The sequence below is a fragment of the Candidatus Villigracilis proximus genome, assembly GCF_016717045.1.
Classification (GTDB): domain Bacteria; phylum Chloroflexota; class Anaerolineae; order Anaerolineales; family Villigracilaceae; genus Villigracilis; species Villigracilis proximus.
On sequence record NZ_JADJUO010000017.1, the window covers coordinates 89,962 to 108,041 of the forward strand.

An 18,080-nucleotide genomic window follows, 5' to 3' on the forward strand; every position below is an offset into this window, starting at 1 on the left:
GTCCCTGATAGATTGAGAGTGTAAAATTATCTTTATGAGAAAAGTAGCCATCCTTGGAATTGGTCAAACAAAAATAGGCGAGCACTGGGAGAAATCCCTGCGCGAGATCGGAGGCGATGCCGCCTTTGCCGCCATGCAGGACGCGGGCATTGAAAAAGTCGACTCGCTTTTTGTGGGCAACATGATTGCCCCCATCGTCAGCGGACAGAATCAACTGGGCGCATTTTTTGCGGATTGGATCGGATTGTGGAAGCAGGAAGCCGTCAAGATCGAAGCTGCCTGCGGATCAGGAGCTGCTGCGTTTCGCGCCGCCCTGATGGCTGTTGCCTCCGGCGACGTAGAGTCAGCGCTGGTGCTGGGTGTTGAAAAGATGACCGACAAAGCCGGGCGCGATGTCACTGCCGCACTCGCCACCGCCGCCGACGCAGATTACGAAGTGGATCAGGGAATTTCCTTCGTTGGGATTAATGCACTGGTCATGCGTCGTTATATGCACGAGTTCGGTTGGAAGCACGAAGACTTTGCTCCATTCTCCATTAATTCACATGCCAACGCCATGCACAATCCCTACGCGCGTTTGCACGAAAAAATTTCAGTTGAAAAATTTGAAAAATCATCCATGATCTCCACGCCGATCAACCTGTTGGATGCATCTCCGATCGGAGACGGCGCGGCCGCGATCGTGATCGTCCCTGCTGAGAAGGTCGCCCGCAAACCACGGATTGTCGTTGCTGCCTCTGCCGCTGCAACAGACACGATCGCCGTCCACTCGCGGAAGGATCCCATGTTTTTGCAGGCCGCCTATCAATCTTCAAGGCGTGCCTATGAAATGGCAGGCATTACCCCGGCGAATATTGATGTCTTTGAATTACACGATGCCTTCTCCATTATGGCGGCGCTGTCTCTCGAAGCCAGCGGATTTGCCGAAAGAGGCCAGGGCGTAAGACTCGCCCTCGATAACGAGATCAGCATTCAGGGCCGTGTGCCCGTCTGCACTCGCGGCGGATTAAAAGCCCGTGGCCATCCAGTCGGCGCGACAGGAGTCTATCAACTCGTGGAAGTTGTCCAGCAATTGCGGGGGGAGTGCGGCAAAACCCAGGTGGATGGCGTAAAGATCGGCATGGCGCAAAATATTGGCGGCTCGGGTGCAACCATTTTGACCCATATCTTGATAAATGATGTCTAGATCGGCTTGATTGTTGCCGTATTTTGCTTTATACTAGGTCGACCTAACAAATTTGCAAGGAGGTCTCCTATGGTAGCAGAACGACGACAATTGTCCAGACGAAATTTTTCCTACTATATGCTCGTCATGGACGAAAGCACCGGTAAGTTAATTGGGCATCTTTCCGATATCAGCACAGGCGGCTTCAAAGTTGAAAGTAATCATATGCTGCCAGCCAATATTGATTTTCGGCTTCGCATCGAACAAACCGGCGAAATTTCGCAGAAGAGTTATCTGGTCTTTGATGCGCGCGCCATGTGGTGTCAGAAGGATCCCTACGATCCAACCATGTATAACGTTGGCTTTAAGATCGTGGATATGTCACCGGCCGATTACGATATTTTCGTAAAAATGTTCAATGTGTATGGCACGAAGGAAGCTTCTCATCACAAAAATAATTCCGATTATATTTGGGGTTAAAAATATCAATGAGTTCAAGAAAAGCCTTGCGCAAGCGGGGCTTTTGTTTTTATATATAGGGCGTCATCCTGATAAAACCGTGTAAAATTAATATATGAAAAAATTCCTGCGCTGGTTGATCCACACTGTTTTAAAATTTCTCACCACAATAGATGCCTCTGGATATGAAAACATTCCCGAAAAGGGCGGGTTTGTCATTGCGGTGAATCACCTCGGCTTTTTGGATGTGCCGATGGCATATTACGCTCTCGATAATTGGAATCTCTTTATTCCGGTGGGTGAAAAGTGGAAGGAAAGTGCTCTCTGGCGCTGGCTGGGTAAATACCTCAACTTTATTTTCATTGACCGCTTCAACCCTGACCTGAAAGCCATACGTGAAATGATCAAACGCATGGAAGATGGGCAGACACTCGTGATCGCTCCTGAAGGTACGCGCGCACGCGATGAAAAAATGGCGCAGGGCAAACCGGGTGTTGCCTATCTCGCATCCAAAATGGGATGGAGGATCGTGCCGGTTGCGATCATTGGCACCGAAGACCGTGTTTTTCGGAGCAACCTTAAACGATTCCGTCGGACGCAGATTCGGCTGGTGGCTGGGAAGTCGTTTATGCTTCCACCTTTTCCAAAGGAAAACCGTGAAGAAGTTTTACAACAATACACAGATGAGATCATGTGCCGGATTGCGGTGATGATTCCCGAAAGAAATCGCGGATATTACGCAGACCATCCGCGATTGCAGGAATTGCTAAAGGGCAGCGGGTAATTGTTGTTACAATACACTCCATGAAATATAAAACCTTACGCTCAATTGTGCGCTTCATTATGAACATCATTGCCGATGTGGAAGTGGTCGGTATGGATAAACTTCCGCAGGGCAATGTATTGCTGGCTGCCAATCATTTGGGTCGTTTGGATACTGCTGTCCTGCTCTACGCGATTGATCGTGAAGATATCATTATGGCGGTGGCTGAAAAATATAAAGACCATCTTTTGTTTGGTGCCATTGGCCGCACTGTGGATGCGATCTGGCTTAATCGTTTCGAAGCAGATTTTGCCGCGCTGCGTGAAATTCTGGTGCGTATGAAAAAAGGCGGGCTGATGGTGATCGCCCCCGAAGGTACACGCTCAAAAACCGAAGCCTTGCAGGAAGGCAAAATGGGTGTAGCATTCCTCGCCAGCAAAAGCGGATATCCCGTCATGCCGATTGCGTTGACAGGAACAGAAGATCGCGGCGTGATCGCGAACTTGAAAAGATTTCGGCGTTCAAAAATAAGGGCTGTGGCCGGGGAGTTGTTTACGATCGAAATCCCCAATGGCAAAGGCCGTGAACAGGCCATGCGTGATGCTACTGATGAAATCATGTGCCGCATCGCGGCGGAGTTGCCTGAAAAATATCGCGGGGTTTATACCGATTATCCGCGGGTGGCGGAATTGCTCGATCAAAAAAGTCCTGTTCAGTAACGGGACTTTTTTGATGCCTACGGCTTTTTTTTGTCTGTATTCAACTTTTTATAGGAGTCTGAGAAGGAGAATTGTGAGCGTGTCTTATTGCAGAATTTACATCCGCGCTTCTCTGCCTCAACGATCGCCTGATCGCTGGACCAAAAGAAATTATTTTCGCCGATGATTTTTACCAACCCGCCGCGCTCCATCATGTTGCGCGCATTATCGTGGACTCCGGCAAACATCAACGTGCCGCCTTGTGTATGTAACCGTTCATACAGGCGGAGAACGGCTTCGATTCCCGCAGTATCCACCAGCGACACCCCGCGCATGGACAGGATCAGCGCATGCGTATCTCCCAGATTTGCAAAGGCTTCATTGAATTGACCCGTGGCCGCAAAAAATAACGGGCCGGTGAGAAATGCCACGCGCACATGCTGGCAATTCCCTGCAGTTTCAATTCCTCTTTGTTTGAGTCTTTCCACATCAATTTCCAGAACGGTAATATCAATGCTGGCAATTTTATTGAGGAAGACTGCGCCCGCGAGAAACGAGCCGATCAGGATGGCTTGTGTTAAATCCAGTACGATAGTGGCGAACATGGTGATGGTGAAGGCGATCATGTCGGTCTTGAAGAGTTTCCCGAACATGAACTTGATCGCGCCCCATTCGTTCATGCGGATGGCGGTGACCATTAACACACCGGCCAATGCCGCAAGCGGAATGCGAGCCATTAACGGCGCAAGCAGAAACATGGAGAGTAATAATCCAACCGCATGGATAAAGCTGACCATGCGAGTTTGTCCGCCTGATTTGATGCCTACACTTGAGCGCGCAATTGCAGCAGTGGCAGGGACTCCGCCGAAGAAGGGGATCATCATATTGCCAATACCCTGTGCGATCAATTCCTGATTCGCTTGCAAACGTACACCAGTCATATTGGAACCTACCGCGCCGCATAATAACGATTCGACTGCGCCAAGTGCGGTGATGGTTAATGTGGGAGCGAGAAATTCAGAGAAACTGTCCCAGGGGATGTTGGCAAAGCTGAGGCGTTGGTCGAGGAACAATGTTTGAGGGATGGCTCCGATCATCGGGACTGACCAGTTCAAAGTCCAGTTAAGAAGCGTGGCGAGAATGAGTCCCAGAAGGGAAGAGGGAAAGCGCGCGCTCCATTTTTGCGGCATGAAGAGCATGGTTGCGATCACGACAAGGCCGAGAATTACTGTGTGAGAGTCGGGAGTGAATCCGCTGTTGAAATATCCCAATAATTTTTTTGCGGCGGTTTCAGTGGCTTCGGTTTTGACGCCGAGGAAATTATCAATCTGACCGATGAAAATAATAAGGGCGATGCCTGATGTAAATCCGCTGATAACAGGGGCGGGGATGAAGGCGATGAAGCGGCCAAGGCGCATGATGCCGATGATGAGCAGCAGTATCCCTGATAATAATCCTGCGAACCAGATGCCTTCGAGACCGTAGCGTGTGACGAGCACGATCAACACTGCAGACATCGCGCCGGTGGGGCCGCTGATCTGATACGGTGCACCGCCGAGCAGGCCCATAATGATGCCCGCGAGAATGGCGGTCACCAAACCTGCCGCGGCGCTCGCACCTGATGCAACCCCAAAGGCCAACGCAAGCGGCAATGCAACCGCAGCAACTGTCAGTCCTGCGAGTGCATCCTGTTGAAATTTTGCGAGCGAATATCCTGAGAATTCATCTTTATAAAGACGAGCAAGGCTTCTTCGTGGCATATATTATTTCTCCAAAGCAATGATGCCCCCATTTTTGACTGACAAATTTTATTATGACATAACTTTAGTTTTTTGTAACTTTTCTGATTCACAGAACTGACATCCGCGCTTCTCTGCTTCGACGATGGCCTGGTCGCTGGACCAAAAGAAATTTCCCTCGCCGATAATTTCTATCAGGCCGTCACGCTCCATCATGGCACGCGCGTTATCGTGCAAGCCTGCAAACATGAGCGTGCCGCCCTGCTTTTGCAATTTATCATATAAACGGTGAATCTCTTCGAGCCCTTCGGTGTCAATTAATGGCACGCCGCGCATGGACAAGATCAAAGCGTGTGTGTCGGTTAAGTTTGCGAAGGCTTCGTCAAATTGACCCGTGGCTGCAAAGAATAATGGGCCGGTGAGAAATGCCACGCGTACATGTCCGCACTTGCCAGCGGTTTTGATACCGCGTTGTTTGAGACGTTTGATGTCCACATCCTGAACGTTAATGTCAATACTGGCGATCTTGTTTAGGAAAACTGCGCCCGCGAGAAATGTGCCGATCAAAATTGCGTCTGTTAGATTTAAGACAACAGTGGCGAGCATCGCAATTGTGAAGGCGATCATGTCGGTCTTGAAGCGTTTACTGAAGATGCGTTTGATGGCCTCCCATTCATTGGTACGGAAGGCGACTACCATCAGCAACCCGGCCAACGCGGCCAGTGGAATTTTTTCAATGAGCGGTGCGAACAGGAACATAACGGCCAATAAAATAAGCGCGTGGATAATACTGACGAGACGGGTTTGCGCGCCTGCTTGAATGGCAACCTTGGTGCGGATCATGGCAGATGTGGTGGGAATCGCGCCGAAGAAGGGCAGGGCGATGTTGCCCAATCCCTGCGCGATCAGTTGCTGATTGACCTGTAAGCGGGTGCCTGTCATGTTTGAGCCAGCCGCGCCGCATAAAAATGCTTCAATCGAGCCGAGTGCGGTGAGGGTCAACGCGGGGGCGATGAAATCAGAAAGATTGTCCCAGGGGATTGATGTGAGATTGAGGTGTTGTTCGAGGATCAAGGTGCGGGGGATGGAGTCGATGGTTGCGGCCGACCAGCCCAAAGTCCAGTTAAGAAGCGCGGCGACGATCAATCCGAAAAGGGAGGAGGGGAAATAGACATTCCATTTTTTCGGCCAGAGAATCATAATTCCCATCACTACGAAGCCGATGATAATGGCGTGGATGTTGGGCGTGAGTCCGCTATCGAAGTAGCCGATCAATTTTTGCGCGGCGGTTTCTGTGGTGGGTGTTTTGATTCCCAAAAAATTATCGGCCTGGCGGATCATAATAATAAGCGCGATGCCAAGTGTGAAACCGCGAATGACTGGCGCGGGGATGAAGGCGATAAAGCGGCCAAGATGCATGAGACCGATGATGAGCATGAGCAGGCCTGAGAATAAAGTGGCGAACCACATGCCTTCGAGTCCGTAGCGATTGACGAGCACGATCAATACGACGCTGGTCACTGCTTTTGCGCCGCTGATCTGATATGGCGCCCCGCCCAATGCTCCGATCAAAATCCCGCCGATGATGGAGGTGATCAATCCGGCTGCGGGCCCGCACCCGAGCCAACGCCAAACGCCAGTGCCAGTGGAAGCGCCACCGCAGCGACAGAAAGGCCGGCGATCAGGTCCTGTTGAAATTTGACAAGTGAATAGTTTGAAAACTCGTCCTGATAAAGACGAGCCAGTGAACGGCGGGGCATATGTGATTCTCCGAACAGAAATAATTAGATACACAAAGGCTCATGCTCCCCCAAGGCGTCCTTTGTTTTGGTATGAGGATTTTATCACCAAAGCGTTCATAAGAAAGAACTTGAAGGATTACAGCTCTTCAAGTTCTTTCTTAACTAATTGGTTCAAAGATCGCAATTGGAATTTTCCTTTGTGTCATCTTTTGATATTCCAAATAGGGAGCGTGTTTCTTTGTGACGTATTCCCACAGGCGGATATATTCATCACCTTCTGCAAACTTGTATTAACTTTGATCGTTTTGCCTTGCACTTCAATGCTGGCTTGCGGTTGGTTTTGTAGGTTGAAATACCAATCGGCGTGATTATCTTTTCCCCATTGTCTTTCTACAACGAGGATATTTCCCTAAAAAAAATAGGCATTGCTTTGGCTGCGGCTGGCCTGATTTCCGCCGGGTTGTGTTCAAGATCAGAATAGTTTGTGTGCCGAGTCTGCGCACGATACGTCCACGGGTGATGCGGATTAGGGATGCGTTAATCGCCATGAACCATTTGATTAAGATGGTTTTCATACCATCCTTTTGGATTTGTTATGATTTCTGCTCAAAGGTGCCGTCTAAATTCAAATAATAGGTATCCACTTCCAGAGTGGGGAAGATGCGGCGGATCTTTTCTTCAGCTTCGCTCAGATCCTCTTCGTGATGTTCCTCCGTGCCGCCGGGACCGTACATGCCGCAATCTTCGTGGTTGATGAGGATGACTTTGGAAATCCCATGCAGCCGCGCGGAGATATCTACTTGACGGATGACATCATATACATCAAATACGCCGCCTGCCATCACGGCGCGGTCATAACTGCTTTTGCCGAGATTTGTCTCCAGCCATTGATTGATATAGGATTGCAGACGATAGTCCATACAGTGGACAACGATGGCTTCACATTTATGAGACATAGTTTTAGATTCCTTTTTATGAGATCGATTCGAAGTTTCCGTCTAAATGCAGGAAGAAAGTTTCCACTTTTAATTTGGGGAATAAAGCCTTGATCTTAAATTGCGAATCCATCAGATCATGCTTGTGACGTTTGTACGTCCCATCGCGTCCGTAGGCGCGGCAATCTTCATGATTGATAAGACATACGGTTTCAATGCTGTGGATCAATACCGCAAGTTGGACATATTTCAAGACCATCTCGTAATCGTGGACCGCGCCCGCGAGGGAAATGATATCGAAATTATCATATCCAAAGCGGACAGTGATCCACGGTTGGATAAATTTTTGCAGGCGATAGTCCATGCAGTGGACGACAAGTGCATCGCAATGAATGATCGGTTTTTTTGCTGCCATTTTTTACCTCTAATTTTTATTTTTCGTTATAAAAGGAATTTCAATATTTATAAAATCTCGCCAGTACCGCGTTTCAGGAATTGACCATCTCCGCTCTTGCCCAGCCACTTCTCGCCATCCACGATCAACTTGCCGCGCAGGAAGACTTTCTCAGGGTAGCCTGCCAGTTCCCAGCCTTCGTATAGATTGTAATCGGTGCGTTGATGAGATTGTGCGACGCCATACTTTACACGCTTCTCCGGGTCCCAGATGACAATATCCGCATCGGCGCCGGGGACCAGTGCTCCCTTGCGTGGATACAGGCCAAAGATCTTCGCCGAGTTTGTGGACATATAAGCCACGAATTGATTGGGCGTGATATGTCCCGTTTGCACACCATATGTCCACAGGATGGGCATGCGGTCTTGAATTCCGGGCAGACCGTTGGGAATCTTTGTGAAGTTATATTTTCCAAGTTCCTTGCCGGCGATCGCAATTTCCTTTCCTTCATAAACAATCGGCTGTGTGCCATCAAAGAAAAATGGACAGTGATCGGTGCCAATAGTTTGCAGCGTTCCATCGTGAAGTCCCTGCCAGAGCCGAGCATTGTCCATCTCGGTTCGCATCGGCGGGGAGCAGATCCACTTCGAGCCGTCTTCGCGGCTTAATGCATCTTCTGTGAAAAATAAATACTGCGGACAAGTTTCGCCCATCACTTTTACGCCGCGCTCACGTGCATAGCGCAGCATGTCCACTTCACCGCCAGCATTCATGTGGACAATATACACAGGCGAATCCGCCTGCTCTGCCATGGCCGCCATGCGCAGAGTTGCTTCCACTGCACCCCAACTCGGTCTGGTCAACGCGTGCCATTCGGGGTCGGTGTGTCCATCGGCCAGTGCCTGCTGAACGAGGGTTTCGATCACATCTCCGTTTTCACAATGCGCCATCATCAACATGCCGTTCTCTTTTGCAATGCGCAGCGCTTTGAAGATACTGCCGTCATCAATTCTTAATCGTCCATTGTAGGCAGTGAACACCTTCAGCGTTTGAATCCCCATTTCCATTAATGATGGAATTTCCTTCGCGATCTTGTCGCTGAATTGGGTCAGGTTCATGTGGAAGGAATAATCGATTGCGGCTTTAGCGGCTTTTTCCATCCACAAGTCAACCGAATATTTAAAGCCTTCATGTTCCAGGACCACAAAATCCATCGCGGTGGTTGTCCCGCCGAAAGCCGCCGCTTTGTGACCGGTGTAATGGTCGTCGGAGGAAACCGTGTCGAACATTGGCAGATCCAAATGCACATGCGGATCAATTCCGCCGGGCATGATGAGTTTGCCTGTTGCATCGATCACATCCGCGCTGGGGTGGGTGAGGTCTTTGCCAATTTGGACGATGATTTCGCCTTCGATCAAAATATCAGACTGAAATGTATCTGAAGCGGTGATGAGTGTGCCGTTTTTGATAAGTGTTGCCATGGGATGTTCCTGAAGGGCTGAGGTATGTGAGGTGTGTAAGGTTTCTGATGTGTATGAGGTGTGTGAGGTTTTAAGGTTTTTTGCGGGTGTTGTTTTCGATGGATGTTTTTAAGCGTGAGAGAAGGTATCCTACTTCCCGTGCTTTTTCGGTAAGTTTTTCGTAATCTATATCTGAAAGATACTCGAGATCATGAGCAATTTCAATGTGACTTTCTGACTCTGCCAGTGAGCCGATCGAGATATTTAGATGCCGTAAATAGTTTGGCGCTGTTCCAAGTGCGTATCCTTCGGCAATGTTTGCGCCTACAGACACAGCCGCACGGCGCATTTGACTCGTGAGTCCAAATAATTCATGCTTTGGATATTTCTCACTTGCCTTATAAATCATCAATGCAAACTCGTGTGCCCGTTGCCAGACTATCAATTTCCGAAATGCTTTTGGTACACTTTGCATATTGTCTTTTCCTTAAAGATCAGGTGCCTGAGGTGTCTAAGGTTTATCAGGCGTCTAAGGTCTGTAAAGTTTCTGATGTTAACTCATAAACTAAAATCATGTACCTCAAAAACCTCAAAAACCTCAAAAACCTTTTATCCCCAGCAGCGCCATCAAAATTTCCGGCGGAATATCAGTCTCAGGCAAATCCGTTTTATATAATTGCTCATTCTCTGCACGTTCGCGTAAATTTTTCCACAACAATAGACGTTCCTCACCATCTATCACCAAATCATTCAGAGTCTTTGCATTATGCAAATACTCGCCCGTGGAATATAAAAATGTCAGCCGTTTCCATTTATCGGTTTTGATCGGTTCTTGTAATTTTTCAAGTCCGCCCAGTTGAATCTTGTAATATTCTTCCTTCGCACGCGGATGATCTTTCTCGTCGCGCAACAACTCGCCGCGCGTGGTCAACTCGTGCCCGCGGACTTGCGCAATGAACTCAATTTGTCCGCCGCGCTCGGCAAATGCTGAAGGTTGATAAAAAGCCAGATAGTCCACGGCAACAACTTTCGGCGCGGTGCGAAGCGGGATGCGGTACCATCCCAACAGCCGCGCAATTTCCATGTCCCGCATCGTTGGCAAAAGGCACACCAAAATCAGATCAGTTGGCTTAAGCATGTCTTTATTATAATGTTTGATATGAAACTTATCCCCGCGCTTTTGATTCTTGTCTTACTTTCTTCTTGTGGAGGAAGTACCCCGCATCTGACTCTGCCCGTGCCTGATGCCACTCAAACAGCATTCGCCACGCTGACGCCCGTCCCGCCTCAACCGACCTCCACACCCGAGCCGTTTCGCTCGATCCCGGTCATTGGTTACTTCCCCGATTACCGACAACTTGAATCCGTCTGGGCCGAACATCTGACCGATATTATTTATTTCTCCGCCGAACCCCGCGCCGATGGGACTTTGGATACATCGCGATTAAACGAAGCGACATGGCAGGCTTTGCAAAAGATAAGAACAGAAAACGGAACCCGGCTTCATCTGTCCATTGGCGGCTGGGAGCGTGGATCAGATTTCTCTGCAATGACCGCAGATGAGATCACCCGCCATAAATTTGTTAACGCATTAACTGAATTTGCGCTTTCTCACAATCTCGCCGGCGTTGATTTTGATTGGGAATTTCCAAAAGATGAAACTGAATTTAAAGATTACATTTTGTTATTAACCGAAACAAAAGAATCTTTTTCAAGATATAACCTGCTCGTCAGTGTGGCCTTGTATCCCGAGTTGGGATTTCCGCTTAAGTCTTTTGCAGTTGTAGACCGAATACACATCATGTCATATGACCGCGATGTGAAGCACGCAACATATGAGCAGGCCGTGGCTGATTTTCAAGCGTTTGTCGATGCGGGCATTCCACCGGAAAAATTAGTTTTAGGAATACCATTTTACGGGCGCAATACCAAACCGCCTTATCGTGTTTTATCATACGCTGAAATTATGCGGCGCTATCAGCCGGGATTTCAGTTGGACGAAGTGGACGGCATGTTCTATAACGGAATCGAAACCGTTCAGCGCAAGACGTGTTATGCCTTGCGTGAGTCTGCGGGCGGCGTGATGATTTGGGAACTCGCACACGATACGCTGGATGAAACATCCCTGCTGCAGGCCATCTTTGAAGTATCCGTTGGGAGAAAACCATGCTGATCCATTCATCAAAGTTTGAGCGAATGACCGCCCTGACAGATTTGCTGTTGGGCGCGCTTTCTATTTACACTGCTGTGCAAGTCGCGCAATACAGCGGATTCAATGCACAAGTGTGGACTTGGGCCTTTGGTCTGCTGGCACTCTCGGCAATTTTAGGCGCTATCGCGCATGGCTTCGAGATGAGCAAAAAAACAAATGACCGCATTTGGATGCCTTTGAATCTGTCACTTGGTCTTGTACTGGGACTGTTCGTCGTTGGCGCGTTATATGACTTAAGTGGGGAGGTGTTCGCGCAGAAGGCGCTGCCATTCATGCTTGCGATTGGATTCGCGTTCTTCCTTGTCACAGTGTTTATCCCCGGCAACTTTATGACCTTTATTGCTTATGAAGCCATTGCCATGTTGTTTTCACTGGGCGTCTATATTTTTCTGACCTTCAACGCTACTCTCCCCGGAGCCGGTTGGATGTTCGCCGGAGTGCTGGTCACGATCATTGCTGCGGTGGTGCAGGCAGTTGGCAAGGTGGGAAAATCCATGATCTGGTATTTTGATAACAACGGCGTATTTCATTGGATCCAAATGATCGGGGTGATCTTATTGTTAATAGGGTTGAAGTTTTCTTTGTAGAATTACAGAAAATCAATTTTTACCCGCACTATAAAAAGAGATGGTCACTTTTTCAAGCGACCATCTCTTTTACTTACTTACTCGTTACTTATTACTTCCTACGACAACCCAACTTCTTTATTGAACTCAACGATCAATTCATCAATTTCATCGGCCTGTTTTTGGACATCCGTCCAGTAGTTTGGTTGATACCATTGTTCCTGGATTTCCGAGTAGGTTTTGCCTTGTTGTTCAACCCAGGTGTAATATTTCAAATTATGAACCCGGCGGCGTTCGGGATAAGTCAACTCAAGCATATTATCAGTGGACTGTCCGTGCAGGTAATGGGCGAAATCGGCAGCTGCGTCTCTTTCGCTGTATTCGCCTGATTCCTGATGCATCTCATGTAAACGTGAACGATAGAGTTCCATTGAGTCGGTCAGCATGGTGATCATCACATCGTTCTCGTCCATTTCATAGTACTTGGCTACTTTGATGCAGGAAAGCACGTTCGAAATGCCGGAGAAACCAAGCAGGTCAAGATTGTTGATGACAGCTTCAGGCACGCCTTTTGCTGCGAGATAGGCGCGGCCATTTTCTTCATTGAACAAACGCGCAATGTTGACCACTGCATTGTCATCGATGGCGGTCACAAAGTCTGTATTCTTTACATTATGCACCCAGGGGACATGCTTGTCGCCGATGCCCTCGATGCGATGTGCGCCGAATCCGTTTTCCAAAAGGGTTGGACATTGCAAGGCTTCACTGGCGATGATCTTGCTTTCAGGGAATATTTGCTTGAGATAGTCGCCGCTGGCGATGGTGCCGCCTGAGCCTGTGGCTGAGGCCATGCCGCGGAAGCGGTCATTGGGTCCCATCACTTGTTTGAGCGCTTCTTCCATTGCGTGGCCGGTCACTTCATAGTGCCAGAGATAATTTCCAAATTCCTGAAACTGATCAAAGATCATCAGGTCTTGCCCCGAATTTCTTAATTCCCAGCATTTATCAAAAATTTCTTTTACATTGGATTCAGAGCCGGGAGTTTTGATCGTTTCGCCGGCCACTTTTTCGAGCCACTCAAATCTTTCCTTCGACATGCCTTCGGGCAAAATAGCGATGGATTCACATGCCAGCAAAGCGGAATCATACGCGCCGCCGCGGCAATAATTCCCCGTAGACGGCCAGACTGCTTTTTGAGTCGTCGGGTCAAATTGACCTGTGACCAGCCTCGGCACGAGACAGCTAAACGCCGCCCCGACCTTGTGCGCTCCGGTTGGGAACCATTTGCCAACGATGGCAATGATGCGCGCCTTGACTCCCGTCAGCGAAGAGGGAAGCTCAATGTAATTGACTCCACCAAACGTCCCGCCGGATGCGATGGGTTGATTCTTCCAACTGATGCGAAAAAGATTGCGCGGATGAATGTCCCAGAGTCCGATATTCTTCAATTCCTCTTTTACTTTTGCGGGAATCTTTGAAGGATCTTTCATTTGGGCATAAGTTGGGATGATGATATTGCGCTCTTTTGCGCGTTGAATGGCGCGGGCGCGGCGGTCTTTGTGAATTGTAAGGTCAATTATGGTCATGGGAGTCTCCTGATGATAGTTGTCAGACAAATTATTATAGCGCACAATCCCGTTTTTTTCTTTATAATAGCTTCATGAACATCAACTGGATTCTTGTTTCAGGAATTCTTCTTCTGAATTTTTTTATAAGCATTTATCTGGCCTGGCGCAGTTGGAGCAAGCACTGGCAGGGCGGCCAGGATTTCTTTGCACTGCTCATGATTTCAGCTGGATATTATTCCCTTACTTATGCGCTTGAGCTAATCACGCTTTCAATTCCATTAAAGATTTTTTGGTTTAAGATTGAAAACATTGGAATCATTACCATACCGGTCTTCTGGTTTCTTTTTGCATCTCGGTATACACAGAATGCACGCTGGTTTTCGGGGAAATACGTCGCTTTATTTTTTGTAATTCCATTGATTACCCTGATGCTCATTTTTTCTCCATTCGAAAAATTTTATTATGTCTCTTTGCAGCCTTTTTCAAACGCAGGCGGTCCTCTGCTTGCCGCCGGCGGATTTTGGTATTGGGTGCAGGCTGCCCAGAATTATTTTTTGGTATTGCTTGGCGCATTCGTTATTTTGAGAACGACCTTTCGATATCCGGGTATTTATCGCGGACAAAGTTTGGTGATCCTGGTGGGAATATTAATTCCGTGGCTTGCCAATGCCTATTATCTTTTGTCCCGGATGATTTTTCCGCAATATTATATTCCTTTGAATTTCACAGCTTTGGCTTTCGTCGTCACCGGATTAATTTACAGCTTTGGTATTTTCCGTTTGGGGTTTCTTGACCTTGCTCCCATTGCACGTGAGATCATTTTTGAGAACATCCCCGAAATGGTATTGGTGTTGGATGCCGCAAACCGTATGGTGGATGTCAACAGCATGGGTCAGAAATGGCTTGGGCTCGGACATGAAAAATTAACAGGCAGTCATATTCGAGTGATTTTTAAAGAATTGTATGAAGTGTTGGAATCATACGATGACTTTCAGCAGGGCAATGCAGAAGTGAGGATTAACAGCGCATCGCCCCGCGACCTTGAACTGGTGATTACACCCCTGACAGATTCTCAGGGACAGTTGGCAGGCCGCGTGGTTGTGGCGCGTGATATTACCAGTAGGAATCAGGCCATGATACTGATGAACCAGCGCAATGACCTGATCCATTTGCAAAGTTCGGCTTTGAACGTGGCGGTTAACGCCGTGGTGATCACAGATGTGAATGGACGCTGCATCTGGGTTAACCGCGCATTTTCAGAGATCTCGGGTTATTCTTCTGACGATGCACTTGGCAAAAATCTATCCTTCTTAAAATCAGGCGTGCAGGATGATAAATTTTACAAAACCCTTTGGGAAACCATCAAAGCGGGGAATACCTGGCAGGGAGAAATCGTTAACAGGCATAAACTGGGACACTTGTTTGTTGAAGAGATGACCATTGCGCCTGTCAATAATGATAAAGGTGTTGTGACAAATTATATTGCTGTCAAACAGGATATCACCGCCCGCAAACGAATGGAACTTGATTTGCAGGAAGCCAATCGCCGCATGAAGTTCCAAATGGAAGAGATCATCAGTTTACAGGACAAACTTCGCGAACAGGCCATCCGCGACCCGTTGACCGAGTTGTACAACCGCCGGGTTCTTGAAGAAACTCTGGATCGCGAAGTGTCACATGCCAGGCGGGATGAAAAAGGTTTTTGTATTGCGATGATTGACATCGACAATTTTAAAGGGCTCAATGACCGTTATGGACATCGGGTAGGTGACTTGGTTTTAACATCCTTCGCGAAAATATTGGAAAATAATACTCGTCGCGGCGATATCGCCTGCCGTTTTGGCGGTGACGAATTTGCAGTGCTCATGCCGAACGCCAGTGTAGAAGGTGCGCGCAAACGTGCCCAGCAATGGCGTAGAGCCTTTCAAATGCTGCATCAAAGTTTCAATGGACAGGAAGTGCAGGTATCTCTGTCTGTTGGGATCGCCTCCTATCCACAACATGGTGTGGATGGTATGGCGGTGCTGGAATCTGCCGATAAGGCTTTATATAGATCGAAGGAAAAGGGAAAGAATCAAGTGATGATCTTTGAAGAAGATTATACTTGCCAGATAAAAATCTTTGACTACCAAGTTACTGCAGATCATAAAGCTCTCTTCCAAGTCACTAAGAATCCCTGGAGATTTTGGCCTTTTTCCGGACCCAAAATTTCCTCTGTTAAGAACGCTGGGGGTAAAGGCTAATATTCACACTTCAAGCATAAAATAAAAGAGGAAAGACCATCATGGCCCTGGTCTTTGAGGCGTTCAACCTTACATGTGCCGGTGGTTTGCACCAGGGTTTTGGAAAGGTTGCGGTTACTTTTCTTTTTCTTTACTTCAACTCACACCCCAAGCATCTTACTCACAACCGAAAGCAGAATTCCGCCCGCGATCACACTTCCCAGTTGACCGGCGGTATTCGCGCCCATCGCGTGCATCAGGATGAAGTTGTCCGGGTCTTCGTCATTGGCAGTTTTTGCGGCCAGACGTCCGGCCATTGGGAATGCTGAAATTCCCGCCGCGCCGATCAATGGATTGATCTTGCCGCCGGAAATGACACACATTAATTTCCCAAATAATAACCCAGCGACCGTATCCAACACAAAAGCAAATAATCCCAATATCATGATCTTGCCCGTATCAAGATTAAGGAATGCGGCAGCGCTCATGGTGGAGCCAATTGCCAGCCCTAAAAAGAGCGTGGCGATGTTAATGATCTCATTCTCTGCAGCTTTGCTTAACCGATCCACAACGCCCGACATCTTGAGCAGATTTCCCAGCATCAGCATCGAGATCAACGGCGTGGCTTCCGGTACGAGCAGACCCACAACCAGAGTCAGCACAACAGGAAACAGGATCAGAGTCATTTTTGAAATGGGTTTCGGCGCATAATCCATTTTGATCAGGCGCTCTTTTTTCGTCGTCAGTAATCTCATCAAGGGCGGCTGAATGATCGGGATCAAACTCATGTAGGAATACGCGGCCACTGCAATCGGAGCCAATAATTCAGGCGCGAGTTTGGTCGCAACGAAAATTGAAGTCGGTCCATCAATCGCGCCGATCACGCCAATCGATGCGGCTTGATTCAACGGGAAGCCCAATAGAATGGCAAGGATGAGCGTGCCGAAGATTCCAAATTGTCCCGCTGCGCCCAGCAGCACCATGCGCGGCTGCGCCAGTAACGGCGAGAAATCGATCATCGCGCCCACGCCGATAAAGATCAGCAACGGGAATAATTCTGTTTTGATTCCTGCATCGTATAAAACTTTTGTCATGCCTTCAGATGCGGTCATGCCGGCCAGCGGAATATTTGCCAGCAAACATCCGAATCCGATTGGCAATAAAAGCACAGGTTCTATTTCCTTGAACACTGCCAGATAAATTAATATCAGCGCGGCAGAGATCATCACTGCGTTGCCGAACGTGAAATGTGTAAAGCCTTTGATTAGATCGGGAAGTAATTCACCTAGATCCATGAAGCCTCGCCCAAGTCTGCAAACTTGATCAATGCCTGCTTATGTGCCACGCTTTGCCCCGCGCTCACCAACACTTCGCCCACCGTTCCGCTGAATACCGAGCGAATGCTGTTCTTCATCTTCATCGCCTCAATGATCACGATCACCTGTCCCGCCTCCACCTTTTCACCCGGTTTTACAAATACCTCAATGATCGTTCCGGGTAATGGCGCATTTAAAACATTTCCGCTTAATGCCTGATTCGGAGAAGATGAAGTGGCTGGAGCAGGATTCGGATTAAAGGATTTTTTCTCAACTTGACGCGCATCTTTCTTAACCTCAGCCTGACCAGCGTTCTCAGGCATGACCTCAAACCGTTCACCATCCACGAATGCAACTACAGGACGCGCGTTGATGTTTTCAATTTCAACTTCATAAATTTTATTGTTGACTGTGATTTTATATTTCATATATTCTCCGAAGACCTGACAGGTTTTCGCGAAGCGACCTGTCAGGTCTGAAAATATTAATGTCTTCTAAAGTTACCTTTTTCAGAACTTTGCCGTGTACGCATTCCCAACTGCCAGGCAGAAACGATCGCTGTGGGTGGATCAGGCAATGGGTGCGCAGTGGACTGTCCCTGTTCGGCAAGAGCCACAGCCACTGCGAGAGCAGCCGCTTGCACCTTGAATCCTGTTTCAGAAACAGAAGCAGGCATGGGGGAGTCGGATGCGGGCACTTCGTCGGGGGAATCTTTTTCAGCAGTTAAAAAAGTCAGCACGATCATCATCAGCCACAACAAAATAATTGCGCCGAAGACAAGCCCCATACCGAGGGCGGTGATTTGCAGGGAAAGAGTTAAGTCAGTCATAGTTTTTCTCTT

Annotated in this window: 20 protein-coding genes and 1 pseudogene; 7 read left to right on the plus strand and 14 right to left on the minus strand. The window is 48.2% G+C overall.

Annotation, left to right across the window (positions count from 1 at the left end; all coding sequences use genetic code 11):
- The first annotated feature begins 34 nt into the window (after positions 1-34).
- From IPL71_RS17440 to IPL71_RS17455, 4 genes are all read left to right on the plus strand, one after another.
- Positions 35-1,186, plus strand: a complete 1,152-nt coding sequence (locus IPL71_RS17440) for a thiolase domain-containing protein (RefSeq protein WP_345323809.1) — start codon at positions 35-37, stop codon at positions 1,184-1,186.
- Between the two features lie 69 nt (positions 1,187-1,255).
- The gene (locus IPL71_RS17445; RefSeq protein WP_345323812.1) at positions 1,256-1,645 is read left to right on the plus strand and encodes a PilZ domain-containing protein; all 390 of its coding nucleotides are present in this window, start codon (positions 1,256-1,258) and stop codon (positions 1,643-1,645) included.
- Between the two features lie 94 nt (positions 1,646-1,739).
- On the plus strand, positions 1,740-2,408 hold the full coding sequence (locus IPL71_RS17450; RefSeq protein WP_345323814.1) for a lysophospholipid acyltransferase family protein: 669 nt from the start codon (positions 1,740-1,742) through the stop codon (positions 2,406-2,408).
- Between the two features lie 20 nt (positions 2,409-2,428).
- Positions 2,429-3,106 (plus strand): lysophospholipid acyltransferase family protein, encoded by a 678-nt coding sequence (locus tag IPL71_RS17455; protein ID WP_345323816.1) that lies wholly within the window; start codon positions 2,429-2,431, stop codon positions 3,104-3,106.
- A gap of 17 nt (positions 3,107-3,123) precedes the next feature.
- Here the strand turns inward: IPL71_RS17455 and IPL71_RS17460 are convergent, their stop codons facing one another.
- From IPL71_RS17460 to IPL71_RS17500, 10 genes and pseudogenes are all read right to left on the minus strand, one after another.
- Entirely contained in the window at positions 3,124-4,845 is a 1,722-nt protein-coding gene (locus tag IPL71_RS17460) for a SulP family inorganic anion transporter (protein ID WP_345323818.1), read from the minus strand.
- 51 nt (positions 4,846-4,896) lie between these two features.
- The gene (locus tag IPL71_RS17465) at positions 4,897-6,423 is read right to left on the minus strand and encodes a SulP family inorganic anion transporter (RefSeq protein WP_345323820.1); all 1,527 of its coding nucleotides are present in this window, start codon (positions 6,421-6,423) and stop codon (positions 4,897-4,899) included.
- Entirely contained in the window at positions 6,420-6,584 is a 165-nt protein-coding gene (locus IPL71_RS17470; protein ID WP_345323822.1) for a hypothetical protein, read from the minus strand. The genes IPL71_RS17465 and IPL71_RS17470 overlap by 4 nt, the downstream gene beginning before the upstream one ends.
- A 140-nt stretch (positions 6,585-6,724) precedes the next feature.
- Positions 6,725-6,835: pseudogene (locus tag IPL71_RS26115) on the minus strand (nitroreductase/quinone reductase family protein); the annotation flags it as partial.
- Positions 6,836-6,934: 99 nt separating this feature from the next.
- Complete coding sequence (locus IPL71_RS17475) at positions 6,935-7,141, minus strand: hypothetical protein (RefSeq protein WP_345323824.1); 207 nt, start codon at positions 7,139-7,141, stop codon at positions 6,935-6,937.
- 18 nt (positions 7,142-7,159) lie between these two features.
- A complete protein-coding gene (locus tag IPL71_RS17480; RefSeq protein WP_345323826.1) occupies positions 7,160-7,522 on the minus strand; it encodes a carbonic anhydrase in 363 nt (120 codons plus the stop codon).
- 16 nt (positions 7,523-7,538) lie between these two features.
- Positions 7,539-7,916 (minus strand): carbonic anhydrase, encoded by a 378-nt coding sequence (locus tag IPL71_RS17485; protein WP_345323828.1) that lies wholly within the window; start codon positions 7,914-7,916, stop codon positions 7,539-7,541.
- Positions 7,917-7,963: 47 nt separating this feature from the next.
- Positions 7,964-9,376 carry a dihydropyrimidinase gene (hydA, locus tag IPL71_RS17490; protein ID WP_345323829.1) on the minus strand — a complete coding sequence of 471 codons (1,413 nt, stop codon included), beginning with the start codon at positions 9,374-9,376 and terminating at the stop codon, positions 7,964-7,966.
- A gap of 70 nt (positions 9,377-9,446) precedes the next feature.
- Positions 9,447-9,830: a four helix bundle protein gene (locus tag IPL71_RS17495; protein WP_345323831.1), complete on the minus strand. Its 384-nt coding sequence runs from the start codon at positions 9,828-9,830 to the stop codon at positions 9,447-9,449.
- A 123-nt stretch (positions 9,831-9,953) separates the two neighbouring features.
- Complete coding sequence (locus IPL71_RS17500; protein WP_514130810.1) at positions 9,954-10,493, minus strand: DUF8743 domain-containing protein; 540 nt, start codon at positions 10,491-10,493, stop codon at positions 9,954-9,956.
- Positions 10,494-10,514: 21 nt separating this feature from the next.
- Between IPL71_RS17500 and IPL71_RS17505 the strand changes: the two genes are divergently transcribed.
- Positions 10,515-11,528, plus strand: coding sequence for a glycoside hydrolase family 18 protein (locus IPL71_RS17505; RefSeq protein ID WP_345323835.1), 1,014 nt, complete (start codon positions 10,515-10,517; stop codon positions 11,526-11,528).
- Positions 11,522-12,154: a DUF6962 family protein gene (locus IPL71_RS17510; protein WP_345323837.1), complete on the plus strand. Its 633-nt coding sequence runs from the start codon at positions 11,522-11,524 to the stop codon at positions 12,152-12,154. The genes IPL71_RS17505 and IPL71_RS17510 overlap by 7 nt, the downstream gene beginning before the upstream one ends.
- A gap of 98 nt (positions 12,155-12,252) precedes the next feature.
- On the opposite strand, the gene IPL71_RS17515 is transcribed toward IPL71_RS17510, so the two are convergent.
- Positions 12,253-13,713 (minus strand): pyridoxal-phosphate dependent enzyme, encoded by a 1,461-nt coding sequence (locus IPL71_RS17515; RefSeq protein ID WP_345323911.1) that lies wholly within the window; start codon positions 13,711-13,713, stop codon positions 12,253-12,255.
- An 80-nt stretch (positions 13,714-13,793) separates the two neighbouring features.
- Here IPL71_RS17515 and IPL71_RS17520 point away from each other — a divergent pair, with 80 nt between their 5' ends.
- Positions 13,794-15,944 carry a histidine kinase N-terminal 7TM domain-containing diguanylate cyclase gene (locus IPL71_RS17520; RefSeq protein WP_345323839.1) on the plus strand — a complete coding sequence of 717 codons (2,151 nt, stop codon included), beginning with the start codon at positions 13,794-13,796 and terminating at the stop codon, positions 15,942-15,944.
- Positions 15,945-16,084: 140 nt separating this feature from the next.
- Here the strand turns inward: IPL71_RS17520 and IPL71_RS17525 are convergent, their stop codons facing one another.
- Genes IPL71_RS17525 through IPL71_RS17535 form a run of 3 tightly spaced genes read right to left on the minus strand, consistent with a single transcriptional unit; the run spans position 16,085 to position 18,068 of the window.
- Positions 16,085-17,218, minus strand: coding sequence for a sodium ion-translocating decarboxylase subunit beta (locus IPL71_RS17525; protein WP_345323841.1), 1,134 nt, complete (start codon positions 17,216-17,218; stop codon positions 16,085-16,087).
- Positions 17,209-17,667: an acyl-CoA carboxylase biotin carboxyl carrier protein subunit gene (locus tag IPL71_RS17530; protein ID WP_345323842.1), complete on the minus strand. Its 459-nt coding sequence runs from the start codon at positions 17,665-17,667 to the stop codon at positions 17,209-17,211. Before IPL71_RS17530 ends, IPL71_RS17525 begins: the two co-directional genes overlap by 10 nt.
- A gap of 56 nt (positions 17,668-17,723) precedes the next feature.
- Positions 17,724-18,068, minus strand: coding sequence for an OadG family protein (locus tag IPL71_RS17535; protein ID WP_345323844.1), 345 nt, complete (start codon positions 18,066-18,068; stop codon positions 17,724-17,726).
- Positions 18,069-18,080 lie beyond the last annotated feature (12 nt).

What these genes read in the sequence shown, in the direction of transcription:
- IPL71_RS17510 (WP_345323837.1), top strand. Translation starts at nt 11,522, where the DNA reads ATGCTGATCCATTCATCAAAGTTTGAGCGAATGACCGCCCTGACAGAT.
- IPL71_RS17460 (WP_345323818.1), bottom strand. Translation starts at nt 4,845, where the DNA reads ATGCCACGAAGAAGCCTTGCTCGTCTTTATAAAGATGAATTCTCAGGA.
- IPL71_RS17500 (WP_514130810.1), bottom strand. Translation starts at nt 10,493, where the DNA reads ATGCTTAAGCCAACTGATCTGATTTTGGTGTGCCTTTTGCCAACGATG.
- IPL71_RS17450 (WP_345323814.1), top strand. Translation starts at nt 1,740, where the DNA reads ATGAAAAAATTCCTGCGCTGGTTGATCCACACTGTTTTAAAATTTCTC.
- IPL71_RS17455 (WP_345323816.1), top strand. Translation starts at nt 2,429, where the DNA reads ATGAAATATAAAACCTTACGCTCAATTGTGCGCTTCATTATGAACATC.
- IPL71_RS17445 (WP_345323812.1), top strand. Translation starts at nt 1,256, where the DNA reads ATGGTAGCAGAACGACGACAATTGTCCAGACGAAATTTTTCCTACTAT.
- IPL71_RS17475 (WP_345323824.1), bottom strand. Translation starts at nt 7,141, where the DNA reads ATGAAAACCATCTTAATCAAATGGTTCATGGCGATTAACGCATCCCTA.
- IPL71_RS17495 (WP_345323831.1), bottom strand. Translation starts at nt 9,830, where the DNA reads ATGCAAAGTGTACCAAAAGCATTTCGGAAATTGATAGTCTGGCAACGG.
- IPL71_RS17535 (WP_345323844.1), bottom strand. Translation starts at nt 18,068, where the DNA reads ATGACTGACTTAACTCTTTCCCTGCAAATCACCGCCCTCGGTATGGGG.
- IPL71_RS17440 (WP_345323809.1), top strand. Translation starts at nt 35, where the DNA reads ATGAGAAAAGTAGCCATCCTTGGAATTGGTCAAACAAAAATAGGCGAG.
- IPL71_RS17530 (WP_345323842.1), bottom strand. Translation starts at nt 17,667, where the DNA reads ATGAAATATAAAATCACAGTCAACAATAAAATTTATGAAGTTGAAATT.
- IPL71_RS17525 (WP_345323841.1), bottom strand. Translation starts at nt 17,218, where the DNA reads ATGGATCTAGGTGAATTACTTCCCGATCTAATCAAAGGCTTTACACAT.
- IPL71_RS17470 (WP_345323822.1), bottom strand. Translation starts at nt 6,584, where the DNA reads ATGCCCCGCCGTTCACTGGCTCGTCTTTATCAGGACGAGTTTTCAAAC.
- hydA (WP_345323829.1), bottom strand. Translation starts at nt 9,376, where the DNA reads ATGGCAACACTTATCAAAAACGGCACACTCATCACCGCTTCAGATACA.
- IPL71_RS17520 (WP_345323839.1), top strand. Translation starts at nt 13,794, where the DNA reads ATGAACATCAACTGGATTCTTGTTTCAGGAATTCTTCTTCTGAATTTT.
- IPL71_RS17485 (WP_345323828.1), bottom strand. Translation starts at nt 7,916, where the DNA reads ATGGCAGCAAAAAAACCGATCATTCATTGCGATGCACTTGTCGTCCAC.
- IPL71_RS17505 (WP_345323835.1), top strand. Translation starts at nt 10,515, where the DNA reads ATGAAACTTATCCCCGCGCTTTTGATTCTTGTCTTACTTTCTTCTTGT.
- IPL71_RS17480 (WP_345323826.1), bottom strand. Translation starts at nt 7,522, where the DNA reads ATGTCTCATAAATGTGAAGCCATCGTTGTCCACTGTATGGACTATCGT.